Source organism: Cupriavidus sp. 94F1, assembly GCF_057798875.1.
The window spans coordinates 236,885-253,133 of the sequence record NZ_JBYOJT010000002.1 but is presented as its reverse complement, the minus strand read 5'-3'; the positions used below and the strand labels follow the sequence as shown (position 1 = coordinate 253,133).

At 67.5% G+C, this 16,249-nt stretch carries 15 protein-coding genes; 6 read left to right on the top strand and 9 right to left on the bottom strand.

All coding sequences use genetic code 11. The annotated features are described in order from the left end of the window. Window positions 1-14 precede the first annotated feature (14 nt). Window positions 15-1,913: a sigma-54-dependent Fis family transcriptional regulator gene (locus AC3FJ6_RS05220; protein ID WP_488770971.1), complete on the bottom strand. Its 1,899-nt coding sequence runs from the start codon at window positions 1,911-1,913 to the stop codon at window positions 15-17. A gap of 69 nt (window positions 1,914-1,982) precedes the next feature. After that, window positions 1,983-3,491 (bottom strand): sigma-54 interaction domain-containing protein, encoded by a 1,509-nt coding sequence (locus AC3FJ6_RS05215; protein ID WP_488770969.1) that lies wholly within the window; start codon window positions 3,489-3,491, stop codon window positions 1,983-1,985. Between the two features lie 274 nt (window positions 3,492-3,765). Between AC3FJ6_RS05215 and AC3FJ6_RS05210 the strand changes: the two genes are divergently transcribed. The 3 genes from AC3FJ6_RS05210 to AC3FJ6_RS05200 all read left to right on the top strand — a co-directional run bounded on the left by AC3FJ6_RS05210 (window position 3,766) and on the right by AC3FJ6_RS05200 (window position 7,695). After that, window positions 3,766-5,157, top strand: coding sequence for a GntP family permease (locus AC3FJ6_RS05210; RefSeq protein WP_488770967.1), 1,392 nt, complete (start codon window positions 3,766-3,768; stop codon window positions 5,155-5,157). A 19-nt stretch (window positions 5,158-5,176) separates the two neighbouring features. Then, entirely contained in the window at window positions 5,177-5,953 is a 777-nt protein-coding gene (locus tag AC3FJ6_RS05205) for a 3-hydroxybutyrate dehydrogenase (protein WP_488770966.1), read from the top strand. Window positions 5,954-6,126: 173 nt separating this feature from the next. Next, the gene (locus AC3FJ6_RS05200; RefSeq protein ID WP_488770965.1) at window positions 6,127-7,695 is read left to right on the top strand and encodes a diguanylate cyclase; all 1,569 of its coding nucleotides are present in this window, start codon (window positions 6,127-6,129) and stop codon (window positions 7,693-7,695) included. A gap of 10 nt (window positions 7,696-7,705) precedes the next feature. Here the strand turns inward: AC3FJ6_RS05200 and AC3FJ6_RS05195 are convergent, their stop codons facing one another. From AC3FJ6_RS05195 to AC3FJ6_RS05170, 6 genes are all read right to left on the bottom strand, one after another. After that, complete coding sequence (locus AC3FJ6_RS05195) at window positions 7,706-8,449, bottom strand: response regulator transcription factor (protein WP_488771355.1); 744 nt, start codon at window positions 8,447-8,449, stop codon at window positions 7,706-7,708. Between the two features lie 153 nt (window positions 8,450-8,602). Beyond that, complete coding sequence (locus tag AC3FJ6_RS05190; RefSeq protein ID WP_488770964.1) at window positions 8,603-9,010, bottom strand: cupin domain-containing protein; 408 nt, start codon at window positions 9,008-9,010, stop codon at window positions 8,603-8,605. A gap of 4 nt (window positions 9,011-9,014) precedes the next feature. Beyond that, window positions 9,015-9,494, bottom strand: coding sequence for a carboxymuconolactone decarboxylase family protein (locus tag AC3FJ6_RS05185; protein ID WP_487523267.1), 480 nt, complete (start codon window positions 9,492-9,494; stop codon window positions 9,015-9,017). Between the two features lie 196 nt (window positions 9,495-9,690). Further along, window positions 9,691-10,191 (bottom strand): Ohr family peroxiredoxin, encoded by a 501-nt coding sequence (locus AC3FJ6_RS05180; protein ID WP_487523035.1) that lies wholly within the window; start codon window positions 10,189-10,191, stop codon window positions 9,691-9,693. Window positions 10,192-10,206: 15 nt separating this feature from the next. Then, on the bottom strand, window positions 10,207-10,956 hold the full coding sequence (locus tag AC3FJ6_RS05175; protein ID WP_488770962.1) for an SDR family oxidoreductase: 750 nt from the start codon (window positions 10,954-10,956) through the stop codon (window positions 10,207-10,209). A gap of 155 nt (window positions 10,957-11,111) precedes the next feature. Beyond that, window positions 11,112-12,083 (bottom strand): GlxA family transcriptional regulator, encoded by a 972-nt coding sequence (locus tag AC3FJ6_RS05170; RefSeq protein WP_488770960.1) that lies wholly within the window; start codon window positions 12,081-12,083, stop codon window positions 11,112-11,114. A 521-nt stretch (window positions 12,084-12,604) separates the two neighbouring features. Here AC3FJ6_RS05170 and AC3FJ6_RS05165 point away from each other — a divergent pair. The 3 genes from AC3FJ6_RS05165 to AC3FJ6_RS05155 are packed head-to-tail and all read left to right on the top strand — an operon-like array spanning window position 12,605 to window position 15,398. Next, the gene (locus AC3FJ6_RS05165; RefSeq protein ID WP_488770958.1) at window positions 12,605-13,432 is read left to right on the top strand and encodes a sensor histidine kinase; all 828 of its coding nucleotides are present in this window, start codon (window positions 12,605-12,607) and stop codon (window positions 13,430-13,432) included. A gap of 23 nt (window positions 13,433-13,455) precedes the next feature. Continuing rightward, a complete protein-coding gene (locus AC3FJ6_RS05160) occupies window positions 13,456-14,505 on the top strand; it encodes a LysR family transcriptional regulator (RefSeq protein WP_488770956.1) in 1,050 nt (349 codons plus the stop codon). Further along, on the top strand, window positions 14,502-15,398 hold the full coding sequence (locus AC3FJ6_RS05155; RefSeq protein WP_488770955.1) for a DMT family transporter: 897 nt from the start codon (window positions 14,502-14,504) through the stop codon (window positions 15,396-15,398). Before AC3FJ6_RS05160 ends, AC3FJ6_RS05155 begins: the two co-directional genes overlap by 4 nt. A 100-nt stretch (window positions 15,399-15,498) precedes the next feature. Here the strand turns inward: AC3FJ6_RS05155 and sodB are convergent, their stop codons facing one another. Then, a complete protein-coding gene (gene sodB, locus AC3FJ6_RS05150; RefSeq protein WP_066739371.1) occupies window positions 15,499-16,077 on the bottom strand; it encodes a superoxide dismutase [Fe] in 579 nt (192 codons plus the stop codon). Window positions 16,078-16,249: the final 172 nt, after the last annotated feature.

The following is a 16,249-nucleotide window of genomic DNA, read 5'->3' as shown; positions in this document are numbered from 1 at the left end:
CGGCCAGGCCGGTGCTAGCGCCGCCGGTAGATGGTATTGCGCGACACGCCAAGCTCGCGCGCCGCGGCACTGACGTTGCCGCCGTGGCGCGCCAGGGCTTCCCGAATGCGCGCCGCTTCCCAGTCGCGCATGCTGCCCGTTACGGCATCGGCATCGTCATCACCCGTGGCCCGGGCGGCCGGCGTGGCCGGCATTGCCGGCTGCGCGGCAAAGTCGTCCGGCAGGTGCTCGACGTCGATCCGCGCCTCGCCTTCGGCCATCAACGCAGCGGTACGCAGCACGCTGGCCAGTTCGCGCAGGTTGCCCGGCCATGCATGCCGGCGCAGCAGCGCCAGCGCCGGTGCGGAGATCGCCTGCGGCCCGTGTGCGCATTCGTCCTGCAGGATGCGCGACACCAGCGCGTCGAAATCGCTGCGCCCGGCCAGCGTCGGCAAGGTCACCGCCAGCCCGTGGATGCGGTAGTACAGATCTTCGCGGAACGTGCCGTCGGCCATCTGCGCGCGCAGGTCGCGGTGCGTGGCGCAGACGATGCGGATATCGACCGGCGTGCTGTGCGTGCCGCCCAGCGCGGTCACCGCGCGCTCCTGCAGCACGCGCACCAGCCTCACCTGCTGCGCCAGCGGCATGTCGCCGATCTCGTCCAGGAACAGCGTGCCGCCGTGCGCCTGCGCGATCTTGCCGGCGTGGCCGCGTCGCCGCGCGCCCGTGAATGCGCCTTCTTCGTAGCCGAACAGCTCGGCCTCGATCAGCGTCTCGGGAATGGCCGCGCAGTTGACGGCCACGAACGGGCCGCTGGCCCGAGGCGAATCGGCATGCACGGCCCGCGCCAGCCATTCCTTGCCGGACCCGGTGCGCCCCAGGATCAGCAGCGGAATATCGCGCCCGCGCAGGCGCGCCACGCGCTGGAGCACGGCGGCCATGCGGGCGTCGCCGGTGTCCAGGCGCGCCAGCGCCGACGACGGCTGGACCGCCGGCTGCGGCACGCTCAGCGAGGCGGCAGCTTCCGCCCGATGCGACAGCCGCGCGTAAATGCGCACGCCGCCCGGCAACGCCAGGTCGCGCAGCAGCGTATCGGCGGTGCCGGACGGCGGCATCGGCAGCCCGAACAGTTCGGTGAAGGTGGCACCGGCCAGCACATCGGCGCGCATGCCAAGCTGGAACCAACCGCTGCGATTGGCGGCCAGGAACGTGCCATCGAACGCAAACGCGGCCATGCCCTCGAACAGGGTGCCGACCAGTTCGGGCCGGCCGTGAAAGCGCACCAGCAGTGCATCGGCAAACTGGGCGGCGAACAACTGGTTCTCGATGGTCTGCGCCGACATGCGCACCAGCGCCATCGTGTGCGGATGAAAACCGCGCGGGTCGCCACTGACGTCAAGCGCGCCCAGCCAGTCGCCCGTCGGGCTGGCAATCGGCGTACAGGAACAGGTGAGCTGGCGATTGGCGTGCAGGAAGTGCTCGTCGCCATGGATGATGGCGGAGCGTCCCTCGGCCAGCGCGGTGCCGATGGCGTTGGTGCCCTTGCTGGCCTCGGACCACGATACGCCGGGCGCCAGCGCCACGTCGCGCGCACGCGCGGCAAAGCCGCTGCCATCGCCGTCGCCCACGCTGTGCAGGATGACGCCGCCGCTGTCGCTCAGCAGCACCAGGCTGTCGGTACCGGCCACCTGCCGGTACAGGCCTTCCATCACGGGCAGCGCCAGGCGGTACAGCGCGCGGTTGCGCTCGACGCGTTCGCCCAGCGCGCGGCGGCTCAGTGGTTGATAGTCGGGAACTTGCGCGGCGTCGAGCCCGAAACCGGCCGAGCGGCGGTGGGCACGGCGCAGCAGTTCGCTGCGGTCGGCCACCTCATCGTGTCCGGCGGCAAGCACGTCGGCCTGCAGGGCATCCTGGAATGTCAGCGCATTGCGCATCGGCGGTCTCCTGGCTGGCGCTCTCGCCGCGATCAACACCAGGGCGGAGCGTCTCTGCCGGCGACCTTATCACAGCCCGCCGCGCGTGGCGGCCAACTTCTTGTAGAAGGCCGCCCGGCTGATGCCGATGCGCGCGGCGGCCTCTGCGACGCGTCCGCCACATGCATCGAGCGCCTGGGCCAGGAACGCGGCTTCGAATTGCGCCATGGCCTCGGCGTAGGTCTGCGCGGGCGCTGCCGGCGCCGGCCCGGGCACGGCGGCCTGCGGGGTCTGCGCGACAGGTGCGGAGGCTTCTTCCCTGGGAACCTCCGGTTCGGCCATCGGCGCCGGGCCGGTGCGCCGCGTGCCAAGCAGCGGCGCCAGCGTGGCCGCGTCCACCGAATCCTCGTCGCACAGCATCACCACGCGCTCCAGCACGTTGCGCAGTTCGCGCACGTTGCCGGGCCAGTCATAGTCGTGCAGCAGCCGCAGGGCATCGTCGCGCAGGCCCATCGGGTGGCGCTCGGCCTTGATGCTAAGTTCCTCGACGATGGCGTACACCAGCGGCAGCAGGTCGGCCCGGCGCTCGCGCAGCGGCGGCAGGTCGATCGACAGCACATTGAGCCGGTAATAGAGATCGGCGCGGAAGCGGCCTTCGGCGACCAGCGCGGGCAGGTCCGCGGACGTGGCCGCGATGATCCGCACGTCGCTGCGCACGATGCGGTTCGACCCCAGCGGCTCGAATTCGCGGTCCTGCAGGGCGCGCAGCAGCTTGCTTTGCAGCGCCAGTGGCATCTCGCCGATTTCGTCGAGGAACAGCGTGCCGCCATCGGCCAGCTCGAACTTGCCGACGCGCCCCTTGCGGTCCACGCCCGTGTAGGCGCCCGGCGCGGCACCGAAGAACTCCACTTCCAGCAACGTATCGGGAATGGCCGCCACGTTGACGGTGACCAGCGGCCGCTCGGCACGCGCCGAACCCGCGTGGATGCCGTGCGCCAGCAGTTCCTTGCCCGTGCCCGTTTCGCCCAGCAGCAGCACCGGCGACTCCACCAGCGCGGCCCGCCGGGCCTGGCGCTTGACCTCCTGGGCCGCCGGGCTGGCACCGACGAAACTGGCGAACGTGTACTTGGCCCGGCGCGCATGATCGAGCGAGCGGCGCGCCGCTGCCAGCTCGGCCTGGGCCCGCGAGTAATGCGCAAAGATCGGCGTCAGCGCCTTGAGTTCGTCAAACAGTGCGAACCCGACCCCGCCGATGGTGCGCCCGTTGTCGTCCTTGATCGGCAGGCGCGTGACGATCATCGGCTCGCGGTCGGTTTCGAGCAGGTCCAGCAGGATCGGCTTGCCCGTGGTGACGACCTCGCGCATCAGGCTGTTCGGAATCACCTGCTCGCAATCGAGCCCGATCGCGTCCTGCGGGTTGGTGAACCCGAAGCGCGCCGCATAGCGTTTGTTGATCCAGACCACGCGCGCGTGCTCGTCCACCACGAACGTGCCTTCGCTGAAGTTTTCAAAGGTGCGGAACAGCGACTCCATGGCACGCCGCGCCACGTAGTCGTAGTCGAACAGCAGGGCGCCACCTGGGTCGGCGATCTTGTGCATGGCTGCGGGTCCGGGGATGGTTGTCTCGATTTGTAGACGCGAAGTGTCTCATAACGGAGACTTCAACGCCGTGCGCATCGCTTGCTTTGTCTCAATGAAGAGACAACGCGAGCCAGACTACACTATTTGCGCCTTATCCTTAACTTTTGGATGTGGCACGGAGCCTGCTAATCAAGCGGTCCCCTGTCATCTGCGCAGGGGACTCTCGCATTACACGGCACCGGGGTAACCTGCCACGGCTCGACCGCATTCAAGAACAAGCAATGGAGACCTCATGTCTTTTGTCATAGTGCTCGCCGCACTGGCCTTTCTCATGTTCGCCGCCTATCGCGGCTACAGCGTGATCCTCTTCGCGCCGCTGGCTGCGCTGGGCGCGGTGCTGCTGACCGACCCGTCGGCGGTGGCGCCCGTGTTTTCCGGCATCTTCATGGAGAAGATGGTCGGCTTCGTCAAGCTGTACTTCCCGGTGTTCATGCTCGGTGCCGTGTTCGGCAAGGTCATCGAACTGTCGGGCTTTTCCGAATCGATCGTGGCCGCGGCCATCCGCTACATCGGCCGCTCGCGCGCCAACGCGGTGATCGTGGCGGTCTGCGCGCTGCTGACCTACGGCGGCGTGTCGCTGTTCGTGGTGGTGTTCGCGGTCTACCCGTTTGCCGCCGAGCTCTACCGCCAGAGCAACATCCCCAAGCGCCTGATGCCGGGTGCCATCGCCCTGGGCGCGTTCTCGTTCACGATGGATTCGCTGCCGGGCACGCCGCAGATCCAGAACATCATCCCGACCACGTTCTTCAAGACCACCTCGTGGGCCGCACCGGCGCTGGGCGTGGCGGGCTCGCTGTTCATCATCATCGTCGGCCTGTCGTATCTGGAATGGCGCCGCCGCGCGGCCGCCGCCCGTGGCGAGGGCTACGGCACGAACCTGCTGAACGAGCCGCAGCGCGTGGAAGGCGGCAAGCTGCCGCCGCCGCTGCTGGCCATCCTGCCGCTGGTGGTGGTCGGCGTGTCCAACTTCTGGCTGACGCGGATGATCCCGCTCTGGTACGGCCAGTCCAACAGTGTGTCGCTGCCGGGCCTGCCCAAGCCGGTGGAAACCAAGATCGCCAGCGTGACCGCCATCTGGGCCGTGGAAGGCGCCCTGCTGCTGGGCATCGTCATCGTGCTGCTGACTGCGTTCGGCGCCGTCAAGGCGCGCTTTGCCGAGGGCACCAAGAGTGCCGTGTCGGGCGCGCTGCTGGCGTCGATGAACACGGCGTCGGAATACGGCTTTGGCGGCGTGATCGCCGCGCTGCCGGGCTTCCTGGTGGTCAGCGATGCCCTGCGCAGCATTCCGGACCCGCTGGTCAACGCCGCCGTGTCGGTCAGCACGCTGGCCGGCATCACTGGCTCCGCATCGGGTGGCATGAGCATTGCGCTGGCCGCCATGTCCGACGTGTTCATCCAGGGCGCGCAGGCCGCGCAGATTCCGCTGGAAGTGCTGCACCGCGTGGTGTCGATGGCCAGCGGCGGCATGGACACGCTGCCGCACAACGGCGCGGTGATCACGCTGCTGGCCGTGACCGGCCTCACGCACCGCGAGTCGTACCGCGACATCTTCGCCATCACGCTGATCAAGACGCTGGCCGTGTTCTTCGTGATCTTCGTGTTCTACACGACCGGTCTGGTCTGACCGCACCCAGGGAAGCATCATGGTCAATCTGCATGGCAAGACCGCGCTGGTCACCGGCTCCACGAGCGGTATCGGCCTGGGTATCGCCCAGGCGCTGGCGCAGGCCGGTGCCAATATCGTGCTCAACGGCTTCGGCGACATCGAGGCCGCCCTGGCAAGCATCCGCACCGTCGGTGCCGAGGTAATCCATCACGCCGCCGACATGCGTCGCCCCGACGAGATCGACGCCATGTTCGCGCTGGCGACCGCGCGTTTCGGCGGGGTCGATGTGCTGGTCAACAATGCCGGCATCCAGCATGTGTCGCCCGTAGAGGATTTCCCGGTGCAGAAGTGGGACGACATCCTGGCGATCAACCTGACCTCTGCCTTCCATACGTCGCGCCTGGCGCTGCCGGGCATGCGCGCCGCCAACTGGGGCCGCATCGTCAACATCGCCTCAGTGCATGGGCTGGTCGGCTCCGCCGGCAAGTCGGCCTATGTGGCCGCCAAGCACGGGCTGGTGGGCCTGACCAAGGTCACCGCGCTGGAAACGGCCGCCACCGGCATCACCTGCAACGCGATCTGCCCGGGCTTCGTCCTGACGCCGCTGGTCGCCGCCCAGATCGACGCGATTGCCCAGCGCGACGCCATCACCGCCGAGGCCGCGCAGGCCCGCCTGCTGTCCGACAAGCAGCCCTCCGGGCAATTCGTCACGCCCGAGCAACTGGGCAACCTGGTGCTGATGCTGTGCTCGCCGTTCGGCGACCAGGTGCGCGGCGCCGCCTGGGCGATGGACGGGGGCTGGACGGCGCAATAGCCGTTTCCTTCCCCTTGTCGCCTGCTCGATGGCCCTGGCACCCGCCGGGGCCATTTTTTTCGCATAAACCGCGGCCAGCTTGTATGCTCTGGGCGTCAGTCTCCCCCGTCGGCCGCTAGCCTGCGCAGGCTGCGGCAAACGCTTCCCGCCCGGAACGCAACCTCCGCACGCTCATGGCACGCCAGAAAATCGACCTGCGAACCCTGATTCTGGGCCTGACGCTGACAGCGTGCATCGTCACGCTGGGCAACTGCCTCTACGCCGCGTACCGGATCGAGCGGCAAACGCTGGTGGAGCGGTCGCTGGAAGCCAACCGGGCCTACAGCGCGCGCGTTGCGTCCTCGATCGACGGGTTCCTGCGCGAGGCGCAGTTTCGGTTCCAACAAGCCGGCGACCGGCTTGCCGATCACTTCGACGACCCCGCGGCCCGCCGCGACGCCGTGGAGCGGCTGACGTCGCTGGGCCGGGATTTTGACGCCGTCGCCATCGTCGACGCCAACGGCCGCATCGTCGCGGCCCTGCCCGAGGCACTGCACCTTGAGCAACGCACGGTCGAGTCGCCGGAACAGATCGGCGCGGTCCGTGGTCGCAAGCCAGTCGTCAGCAACGCGTATCAGTCGCTTGCCGGCAACCTGGTGATCTTCGTCTCCGTGCCGATCTTCGACCGCCATGGCACGTATCTGGGACTGATCGGCGGATCGCTCCATCTGCTGAAGGATGGCCGCCTGCATGAACTGATGAGCCAGCATTTTTTCCTCACCGATTCTGAAGTCTACGCGGTCGATGGCCGGCACCAGCTGCTGTTCCATCCGGTCAAGGCGCGGATCGGCGCCGTCGCCGCGGCCAATCCGGCCACCGAACATGCGCTGGGCGCCCGACAAGGCAGCATCGAGATGGTGGACGCCGACGGCCGCGCGATGCTGGCGGGCTATGCCAGCATCCCCACCGCGCACTGGGCCATCGTGAGCCAGCAGCCGCTGGCTTCGGTGCTGGCACCGATCGACACGCTGATGAAGCGGTTTGTTGTCGCCAGCGCGCCGATTGCCGTGATCGGCTTCGTGCTGATCTGGATCCTGACACGGTACATTGCCAGGCCGCTCAGGCAGCTGGCCGACAGCACCACGTCCACGGGTCTGATCGAAAGCACCGGCTCCGTGGCGCAGGTCAATGCCTGGTACTTCGAGGCCAGCCATCTGAAGCAGGCGCTGCTACACGGCATCGACCTGGCCAGAATGCAGGTGATGGGGCTCGAAATCGCGTCGCAGACCGATCCGCTGACCGGCCTGCTCAATCGCCGCGCGCTCGACGCCAGCTTGGCGGCGCTGGAGGCCAGCGGCCAGCAGGTGGCCGTGATTGCGCTCGACATCGACCACTTCAAGCGGGTCAACGACACCTATGGCCATGATGTTGGCGACATCGTGCTGCAGCGGCTGGCGGAGATGATGCGCCAGGTGTGCCGCGCCACCGACCTGGCGTTCCGGGTGGGCGGCGAGGAGTTCCTGATGCTGCTGCCCGACATGCATGCCGGGTCGGCGGGCGAAGCCGCGGAACGCCTGCGGCGGCTGGTCGAGCAGACCGCCATCGCACCGGTCGGTCACATCACCATTTCGCTTGGCGTCACCACGTGGCCGCGCGACGCCGCGTCGCTGGCCGAAGCCCTGAAGGACGCCGATACGCTGATGTACCAGGCGAAGCAGGCCGGCCGGAACCGCACGGCCGTCGCTGGGCAGGCGTCGGCGTAGGTCTGCGTTGTCAATGCGCGACCATCGGCTGGTCCACCGCGCCCAGGCCGGCGCGCGGCGCCTGGGCGGCCGGCGGCGCGGCCAGCGTCGCGGCCATACGGGCGGTGTCGGCATCCAGTCGCAGATCGAGATCGATCGCCATCTTGACCAGGTCGGCAAACGTGCGCGCGGCCATCTTGCGCATGGCGCGGCTGCGGTGGATCTTGATCGTGACCTCGCTGATGCCGATCTTGCCGGCAATCTGCTTGTTCATCAGACCCGACACGGCCAGTGCCATCACCTCGCGCTCACGGCCGCTCAGCGTCGCAAAGCGCGCGCGCAGATCGTCACCGCATTGCAGTGCCTGCCGGTTGCAGCGGTCCACGGCAATCCCCTCGGTCACCGCGTCCAGAAAGTCCTGGTCGCGGAACGGCTTGGACAGGAAATCGAGCGCGCCGGCCTTCATGGCGCGCACCGTCATCTCGATATCGCCATGGCCGGTGATGAACACCACCGGCAGGCAGATGCCGCGCCGGATCAGCTCGCGCTGGACCTCCAGGCCATTGGCGCCACGCAGCCGCACGTCCATCACCACGCAGCCGGGCACCGGTTCGAGCGGCGCTTTCAGGAACGCGTCGGCCGACAGGAACGAACGCGCCCGCAGGCCGACCGACCGCAGCAGGTCCGCCAGCGCGTCGTTCAGGTCCACATCATCGTCGACGATATAGACCACGGGTTCGGTGGCCTCGCGGCGGCCGCCGGGCGTTGACGTCATCGCGTTCACGATGGGACTCCGGTATCTCTGCGGTGGCCTGGCGGGACGGAACAACGATCGATACGCATGGCGGAGGGATGGGTGAAACCGAGGGGGGAACGGGTGCGGCAGGCGCGCACGGAACTGGCGCGCCTGCCGGCCCGATGGCACCGGCTACTTCACGGGTGTCAGGATCGGCGCGCCCTGATTCTTGATCAGGAACACGATAAACCTGGCCGGCTTGGTGGTGCTGGCGTTGCGCCCGACCGTATGGATGTCGTCGGGACCTTCATGGAAGGTCTGGCCCGGCTTGAGCGTGACTTCCTTGCCGCCCTTCACGCCCATGATGATGGTGCCCTCGAGCACGTAGATGAAGCCGTGGGCATCGTGGCGATGCACCGGATCGTAGCCGCCCGGCGGGTATTCCACCATGACCATCTGCACCTCCTTGCCCGGATACTCGGGCAGCGGTTCGGTGGCCAGCGGCGTGACCTTCGCGTCGGCCGCCGCGGCAAAGGCCGGCGGTGCCAGCAGCGCACATGAGGCAGCCAGCATGGCCGCGATGGACAGGACGCGTCTCATGGCCTTACTCCAGTCCGGCCTTGTCGAGACCGAACATCTTGTCGGCCGAGCCCGGCACCATCTGGAATGCCACGTTAAGCCGGTTCCACGCATTGATGGCGCCGATCTGGAACGTCAGGTCGGACAGCTCCTTCTCCGAAAACTGCGTGCGTACGTGCTCGAACACCTCATCGGGCACACCGTGGGCGGGCAGCTGGGTCAGCGCCTCGGTCCAGGCCAGCGCGGCGCGTTCGCGCGGCGAGAACAGCGTGGACTCGCGCCAGATGGCCACGTGATGCAGGCGCAGTTCGCGCTCGCCGTGGATCTTGGCCTGCTTGACATGCATATCGACGCAGAATGCGCAGCCGTTGAGCTGCGACGCGCGGATTTCCACCAGCTCGCGGATGTGCTGCTCGAGCGTGGTCTTCTGGAACAGGGCACCGAGTTCGACGAGCTTCTTCGTCAGTTCCGGCGATTGTTGGAAGTAGTTCAAACGTTGTGACATGTGTCGCTCCTGCGGAACCAAGGGGAATACGTTCGCCGACCCGCCGCCGCGCGTTGCGCAACGGGATCGGCTTGATATGGATCGTAGTGCGCGGCCCGCCGTGCCGGTAGTACCGCCAAGGTGCGCAGTCTGTTGCCGACCCGGCACCAATGGCGCACTGCCCGGCACGGCGGGCCCTCATGCACCGGTCAGTGGCTCAGTCGATCACGCGCACGATGCTGTAGATGCCCCCGCGGGCCATCTTCGCGTACGGGCACAGCCGCTCGGTGTCACGCACCAGTTCCTCGGCCACGTGCCGGGCCACGCCGGGCATGCGGATGCGGATCTCGGCAATCAGCGCGTAAGCGCCGTCAACGGGATCGCGGCCAAACGAAACTTCGGCTGCAACGGTGGCGTGGGCCATATCCACCTGCGCGCGCCTGGCCAGCAGGCTTAGCGCACCGTGAAAGCACGCAGCGAAGCCAGCGGCGAACAACTGCTCGGGGTTGGTTCCGCCGCCAGGGCCACCCATGGCCACCGGCAGCCGAAGTTCGAGGAAGAGACTGCCATCGTCGGACCTGGCGACGCCGGAGGCGCGGCCATGCGCGGTCTGGCCCCCGCCGACCGTGACGGTCGTCGTGTACAGCGCCGTGAAGCCCTGGCCCCGGTATCTGTCGAGCAGCGTCAATGGCGGAGGCTGCAACCTCTCGTTCTCCATCGCGTCGTCTCCAGACTATTTCTGCAGTTGACGAATCCAGTCTTCGAAATGCATGTGGCCCAGACGCGCCTCGCCTTCGGGCACGAGCGTGCCTTCCTGCAGGTCGGCGCCGAAGTAACGCGCGGCGGGGTCGGCCACGACCGTGCGGCGGTCGCCGGTGGCCTGCAGGTAGCGTTGCACCAGGTCGCTCATGCGGAAGCGTTCGGGCCCGGCGATGTCGATCGTGCCGTTGACGGGGGCGGCCAGCGCGGCATCGGCTACCGCATCGGCCACGTCGTCCGACGAGATCGGCTGGATCAGGGCCGGGGTGAGGCGGATCGTGTCCGCCTGCCCCGCCGACTGGGCAATGCCGGCCAGGAATTCCAGAAACTGTGTCGAGCGCACGATCGTGTACGGAATGCCCGCCTGACGGATCAGGGCTTCCTGGGCGATCTTGGCGCGGAAGTAGCCGCTTTGCGCGAGCTTGTCGGTACCCACCACCGACAGCGCCACGTAGTGCGCCACGCCGGCTTCCTTCTCGGCGGCCGCCAGGTTGCGGCCCGAAGTCTCGAAGAAGTGCAGCACCGCCTGATCTTCGAACGATGGCGAATTGGCCACGTCCACCACCACCTGGGCCCCGGCCAGAGCCTGTGTCAGGCCTTCGCCCGTCAGCGTATTGACGCCGGTGCCCGGCGACGCGGCCAGCACGTCATGCCCCTGCGCGGCCAGCCGCGCCACCACCTTCTTGCCGATCAGGCCGGTGCCCCCTACGACTACGATCTTCATGATGCGTCTCCATGCTCGAAAAGTGGAACGGGTCCACGTGTCTTGCATGCTAGATGCGGCCGGGGCGGCTCACCAGACCGACGCCCGGCGCACGGTGTTTCCCGATTTGCACCAATCGGATCGAAAAAGAACGCAGGGGCGGACGGCGCGCGGTCCTAGCGATTGACCTTGAGCCGGTATTCGCTCGGCGACAGCCCGAAATGGCGCTGGAACGTCACGCGCATGCGCTCCTCGCTGCCAAAGCCGCACTCGTGGGCGATCACGTCGATGGGCCGGCCCGGGTCCTGCAACTGCCGCCGCGCCGCTTCCAGCCTGAAGTGCTCCACGCCCTTGGCCGGCGTACGGCCGGTCTTTTCCTTGTAGACCCGCGCAAAGTTGCGCGGACTCATGCCGACGTACCCGGCCAGCTGCTCGACGGACAGGTCCTGCGTGGCCAGGTTCTGCACGATCCACAGGTGCAGCGCCTCGAACACCGGCACCTGCCGGCTCTGGGAGATCAGGATCTCGCTTAGTTGCGGCTGCGCGCCGGGCCGCTTCATGTACACCGCAAGTTCCTTGGCGGCATTGAGTGCCACCTCGTGGCCATAGTCGGCCTCCACCATGGCCAGCGCCAGGTCGATGCCGGTGGTGACGCCGGCCGACGTCCACAGGTTTTGCTGCCGCACGAAGATCGCGTCGGGATCGAGGTCCACCGTGGGAAACAGTTCGCGGAAGCGATCGAGCATGGCCCAGTGCGTGGTGGCACGCTTTCCGTCGAGCAGGCCCGCGAATGCCAGCAGGAAGGCGCCGCTGCACACCGACGCCATGCGGCGGATCGTGCCCGACGCATTGGCCAGCCAATCCAGCAGCGCGGTCTCGTGCTTCGCCACCTCCAGGATGATGGGCGACCCCGGCACGATCACGGTGTCGATCATCCGCAAGTCGAACGATGCCAGCGACACCGAATCCATCGTGGTGCCCTCCACCGTCGCCACCATGCCGCCGGCAAAGCTGGTCGTGTAGCAGCGATAGCCGGGCAGCCCACGCGCACGTGCGTAGTTGGACGCGGCCCAGAACACGGTCTGGGGCCCGGCAAGGTCGAGCAGGCTGACATCGGGGTATGCCACGAACAGGATGTTGCGCGGCATGTCTTCAATGTTTCCGGCGGAGGGAGGCGGCTGGTGCTGAAGCATGAGGGGGATTGCGGTAGACGACCGATGCTATGCCAACGGGACGATCCCTTGCAAGCCGGCGCCCCGGCCGGGATGGGGCGCGCCGGCGGCACGGCCGTTTCACCGCCGGCACACCCGGGACGATGCGCGTGAGCGTTGGCAAGGCGGTCATGGTTCGTCTCCTCCCGTGTGTCGCGGGCTCGGTGTCACGTATGGGACCTGGCCGGCGCCCGGGCATGGGCCGGGCATCCCCGCGACGGCTCGGGCCGGCGGGGTCGTGGCGGCAAGGCAAGTTGGGCGCGAGTCTAGGGAGTGCGAGGGCCCGTCACAAGCCCGCGCCCCGCGCAGGGCTGTTTCCACAAATGCACCAATTGCACAGGACGTTTGCCCGACGTGCCGGGAGCGGCCGGCAGTCTGGCAGAAAAAACGGGAACGCTGTCATTTACGGTCAATTCACCGGTTATTAACATCAAGTCCAGGTCGGCAAGGGGGTGGGCATGAGTGCCGGCGGTCATATCGACAGCGAGAAGGACATGACGGAACCAGTTCGCGGCGCCCCGGCGTGCAGGGGCGACCATGGACACGTGCGCCTGCAGGCGCCGTCCGTGCACGCGGACCGGCTGGCGCTACTGGGTCGGTGCGTGGCAATGGTCGTCCACGACGCCGTGCAGCCGGTGGCCTCGGTGGTGACACGGGGCCAGTCGGCGCTGCGCTGGCTGCGACACGACCCGCCCGACGTGGAGGCGGCCATCGCGTCGCTCGAACGCCTGGTGGCCGACGCGCAGCGCGCGGGCACGCTGCTGGGCCATCTCAGGGCGCTGGCATCGCCCGTCGTACGGCCACGGCAGCCGGTGCTGCTCCACGCGGTGCTGCGCGACACGCTGCACTGGCTCGACGACGACCTGCGGCGTGAAGGTATCCACGTGACGGCGAACGCGCGCCACGATGACATCGTCGTCATGGCCGAACCCGCGGCACTGCAGCAACTGTTCGGCAACCTGATCGTCAACGCAATGGAAGCCATGGCCGAAACGCCAAGACAGGGCCGCCAACTGACCGTGGATCTGTCGGCGGACGGCCACGATGCGGTGGTGGCCATCCGCGACCGGGGTTGCGGCATCGCGGCCGACGACCTGCCGCGCCTGTTCGACGCGTTCCATACCACCAAGGACCATGGGCTGGGCGTCGGGCTGGCCATCTGCCATCGCATCGTGACCGACCACGGCGGCAGCATCCGCGCGCAAAGCCGCCCCGAAGGCGGCGCGTGCTTCGAAATTCGCCTGCCCCGGCAGGATCAAACGGCTTCCCGCGCGGCACCAAGGTAGCGCCGGGAAGCGCAGGGGAAATCATGAAACCGATACAACCGGCCGACGCGCCGGACCGCAATTTCAGGCTCAGCCTGCCAAACCGCGCCGACGCACTATCGACCAGCTTTGCCGCCAGCTACGCCGGCATCATGGCATTCATGGCCGTGGCCAGCGAAGGCAGCTTCGCCAAGGCCGGCGAGCGCCTGGGCATCGGCCGCTCGGCGGTCAGCCGCAACGTACAGAAGCTGGAAACCCAGTTGAGCACGCGGCTGTTCCTGCGCACCACGCGCACCACGCAGCTCACGCGCGAAGGCCAACGCTTCTTCGAAAACTGCCATCAGGGCGTCACGCATATCGTGGAGGCCATGAATGACATGCTGGAACTGCGCCAGGGCCCGCCACGCGGCCTGGTGCGCATCAGTGCCACCGTGGGGTTCGGCCGCAAGATCGTGGCGCCGCTGCTCGACAAGTTCGTCCAGCTCTACCCGGACATCGCCATCGACCTGTTGCTGGACGACCGGCCCACGGACTTCGCGTCGGAACAGATCGACGTCGCCTTCCGCAACGGGCGGATCGAGGATTCGAGCATCATCGCCAAACAGCTCATCCCGATGCAGATGGCGCTGTGCGCCGCGCCGTCTTACGTGGCCCGCCACGGGCTGCCGCAGACGCTGGACGACCTGCCGCAGCACGAATGCATCAACTTCCGCTTTTCCAGCGGGCGCATCTTCGAATGGGAGTTCAAGGCCGACGGCATCGTACGCAAGTTCCTGCCCCGCGCGCGCATGACGTTCAACGACGCCGACCTGGTGCTGCACGCGGTGCTGGCGGGTTGGGGTGTCGCGCAGATGGCCGGCTACCAGATCTGCGACCACATCGCTCGTGGGGAACTGTTGGTGGCGCTTGCGCGCCATGCGCCCGACGATCGGGGCCACTACATCTGCTACCTGAGCCGCCAGCATCTGCCCACGCGCATCCGCGTGTTTATCGATTTCATGACCGAGCAGATCCGCGCCATGAAGCTGAACTGCCTGACGGACTTCAACGTGGCGGACGACTGCGAAGGCACCGCCCTGGGAGCGGCGGCATGAGGCTCGCCGCATGGCTGTGCGCCGCCGGCGCGATCCTGCTCTGGGCGTCGTTTGCAACGCTGGTGTCCCACGCACCCGACGTACCGCCGCTACTGCTGACGGGCCTGGCGCTGTGCCTGGGCAGCGCGACCTGCCTGCACCGCGTACGCGAGTGGCGTGTGCCCCCGCGCACGCTGGCGTTCGGCGTGACGTGCCTGTTCGTGTACAACGCGGGCCTGGTCATGGCGTTCAGGCTGGCGCCGATTGCCCACGCCAACCTGATCAACTACCTGTGGCCGTTGATCCTGGTGCTGCTTGGCACCACGGTCTGGCGCGGCATCGACGGCATCACCAAGGTCGCCGGCGCGCTATGTGGCTTTGGGGGCTGCATCGTTGCCATCACGGCGGGATCGGGCGCCGGCGCATTCGGCGCGGACGCAGGCGGGCCGGACGGCACGCACATGGCAGGCTATGCGCTGGCGCTGCTGGCCGCCATCGTCTGGGCGGTCTATTCGCTGGGCGCGCGTTGGCTGCCGCCGTTCTCGTCGTGGGCCGTCGGCGGATTCTGCCTGGGGGCCGGGCTGCTGGCCATTGCCAGTCACCTGCTGATCGAGCCGCGCTTCGTGCCATCGGCCAGCGACCTGGCGTGGGTCGCGGCGATCGGGCTGGGGCCGCTAGGCATCTCGTTCGTGCTGTGGGACTACGCCATGCGGCATGGCAACGCCGCGCAGATCGGCATCCTCGGCTACGGCACACCCGTGTTGTCGATGCTGTGCCTGGCGCTGGCCGGCAAGGTCACCGACCGCGACGGGTCGATGATCTTTCTGGCCTGTGCGCTGATCGTGGCAGGCGTGACGCTGGCGTCGATGGGGCCCGTGGCATGGCGGCGCACGGGCTGGGCGCGCGAACCGTAACCCTGCGCGCCGTTCCGAGCGCAAAAGAAAAAGCCCCGGAATTTCCGGGGCTCTTTGCTGGGGACTGCACCTGGCCGCCTGATGCGGCCAGCGCAGGCGCTCAGGCGAAGTTCTTCGAAGCGAAGTCCCAGTTCACGACGTTCCAGAATGCCTCGACATACTTCGGACGGGCATTGCGGTAGTCGATGTAGTAGGCGTGTTCCCACACGTCGCAGGTCAGCAGCGGCTTGGCGTCGGTGGTCAGCGGCGTGGCGGCGTTCGAGGTGGACACCAGGTCCAGCGAGCCGTCGGTCTTCTTGACCAGCCAGGCCCAGCCCGAACCGAAGGTGCCAACGGCCGTCTTCGTGAATTCTTCCTTGAACTTGTCGAACGAACCGAACTTGGCGTTGATCGCGTCAGCCAGGGCACCGGTCGGCTGGCCGCCGCCGTTCGGCTTCATCGATTCCCAGTAGAACGTGTGGTTCCACACCTGGGCAGCGTTGTTGAAGATGCCGCCCGACGACTTCTTGACGATCTCTTCCAGCGAAGCGTTCTCGAACTCGGTGCCCTTGATCAGGTTGTTCAGGTTCGTGACGTACGTCTGGTGGTGCTTGTCATGATGGAACTCCAGGGTCTCCTTGGAGATGTGCGGAGCCAGGGCGTCATGCGCGTACGGGAGAGGAGGGAGCGTGTGTTCCATTGTTCTGTCTCTACGGTTTTGGTGGGGAGAATGGCCGATTGTAGGTGACTTGCCAGACCCGCGCAAACGGCCCCGGAAAGCCCCCTGACCTCATGTTAGTTTCCCCTGCGGCCGCTCAGGGAAAGCCATTGCAATCGACTGAGAATCAGTCGCAACCAGGGCGGCCAGCGCG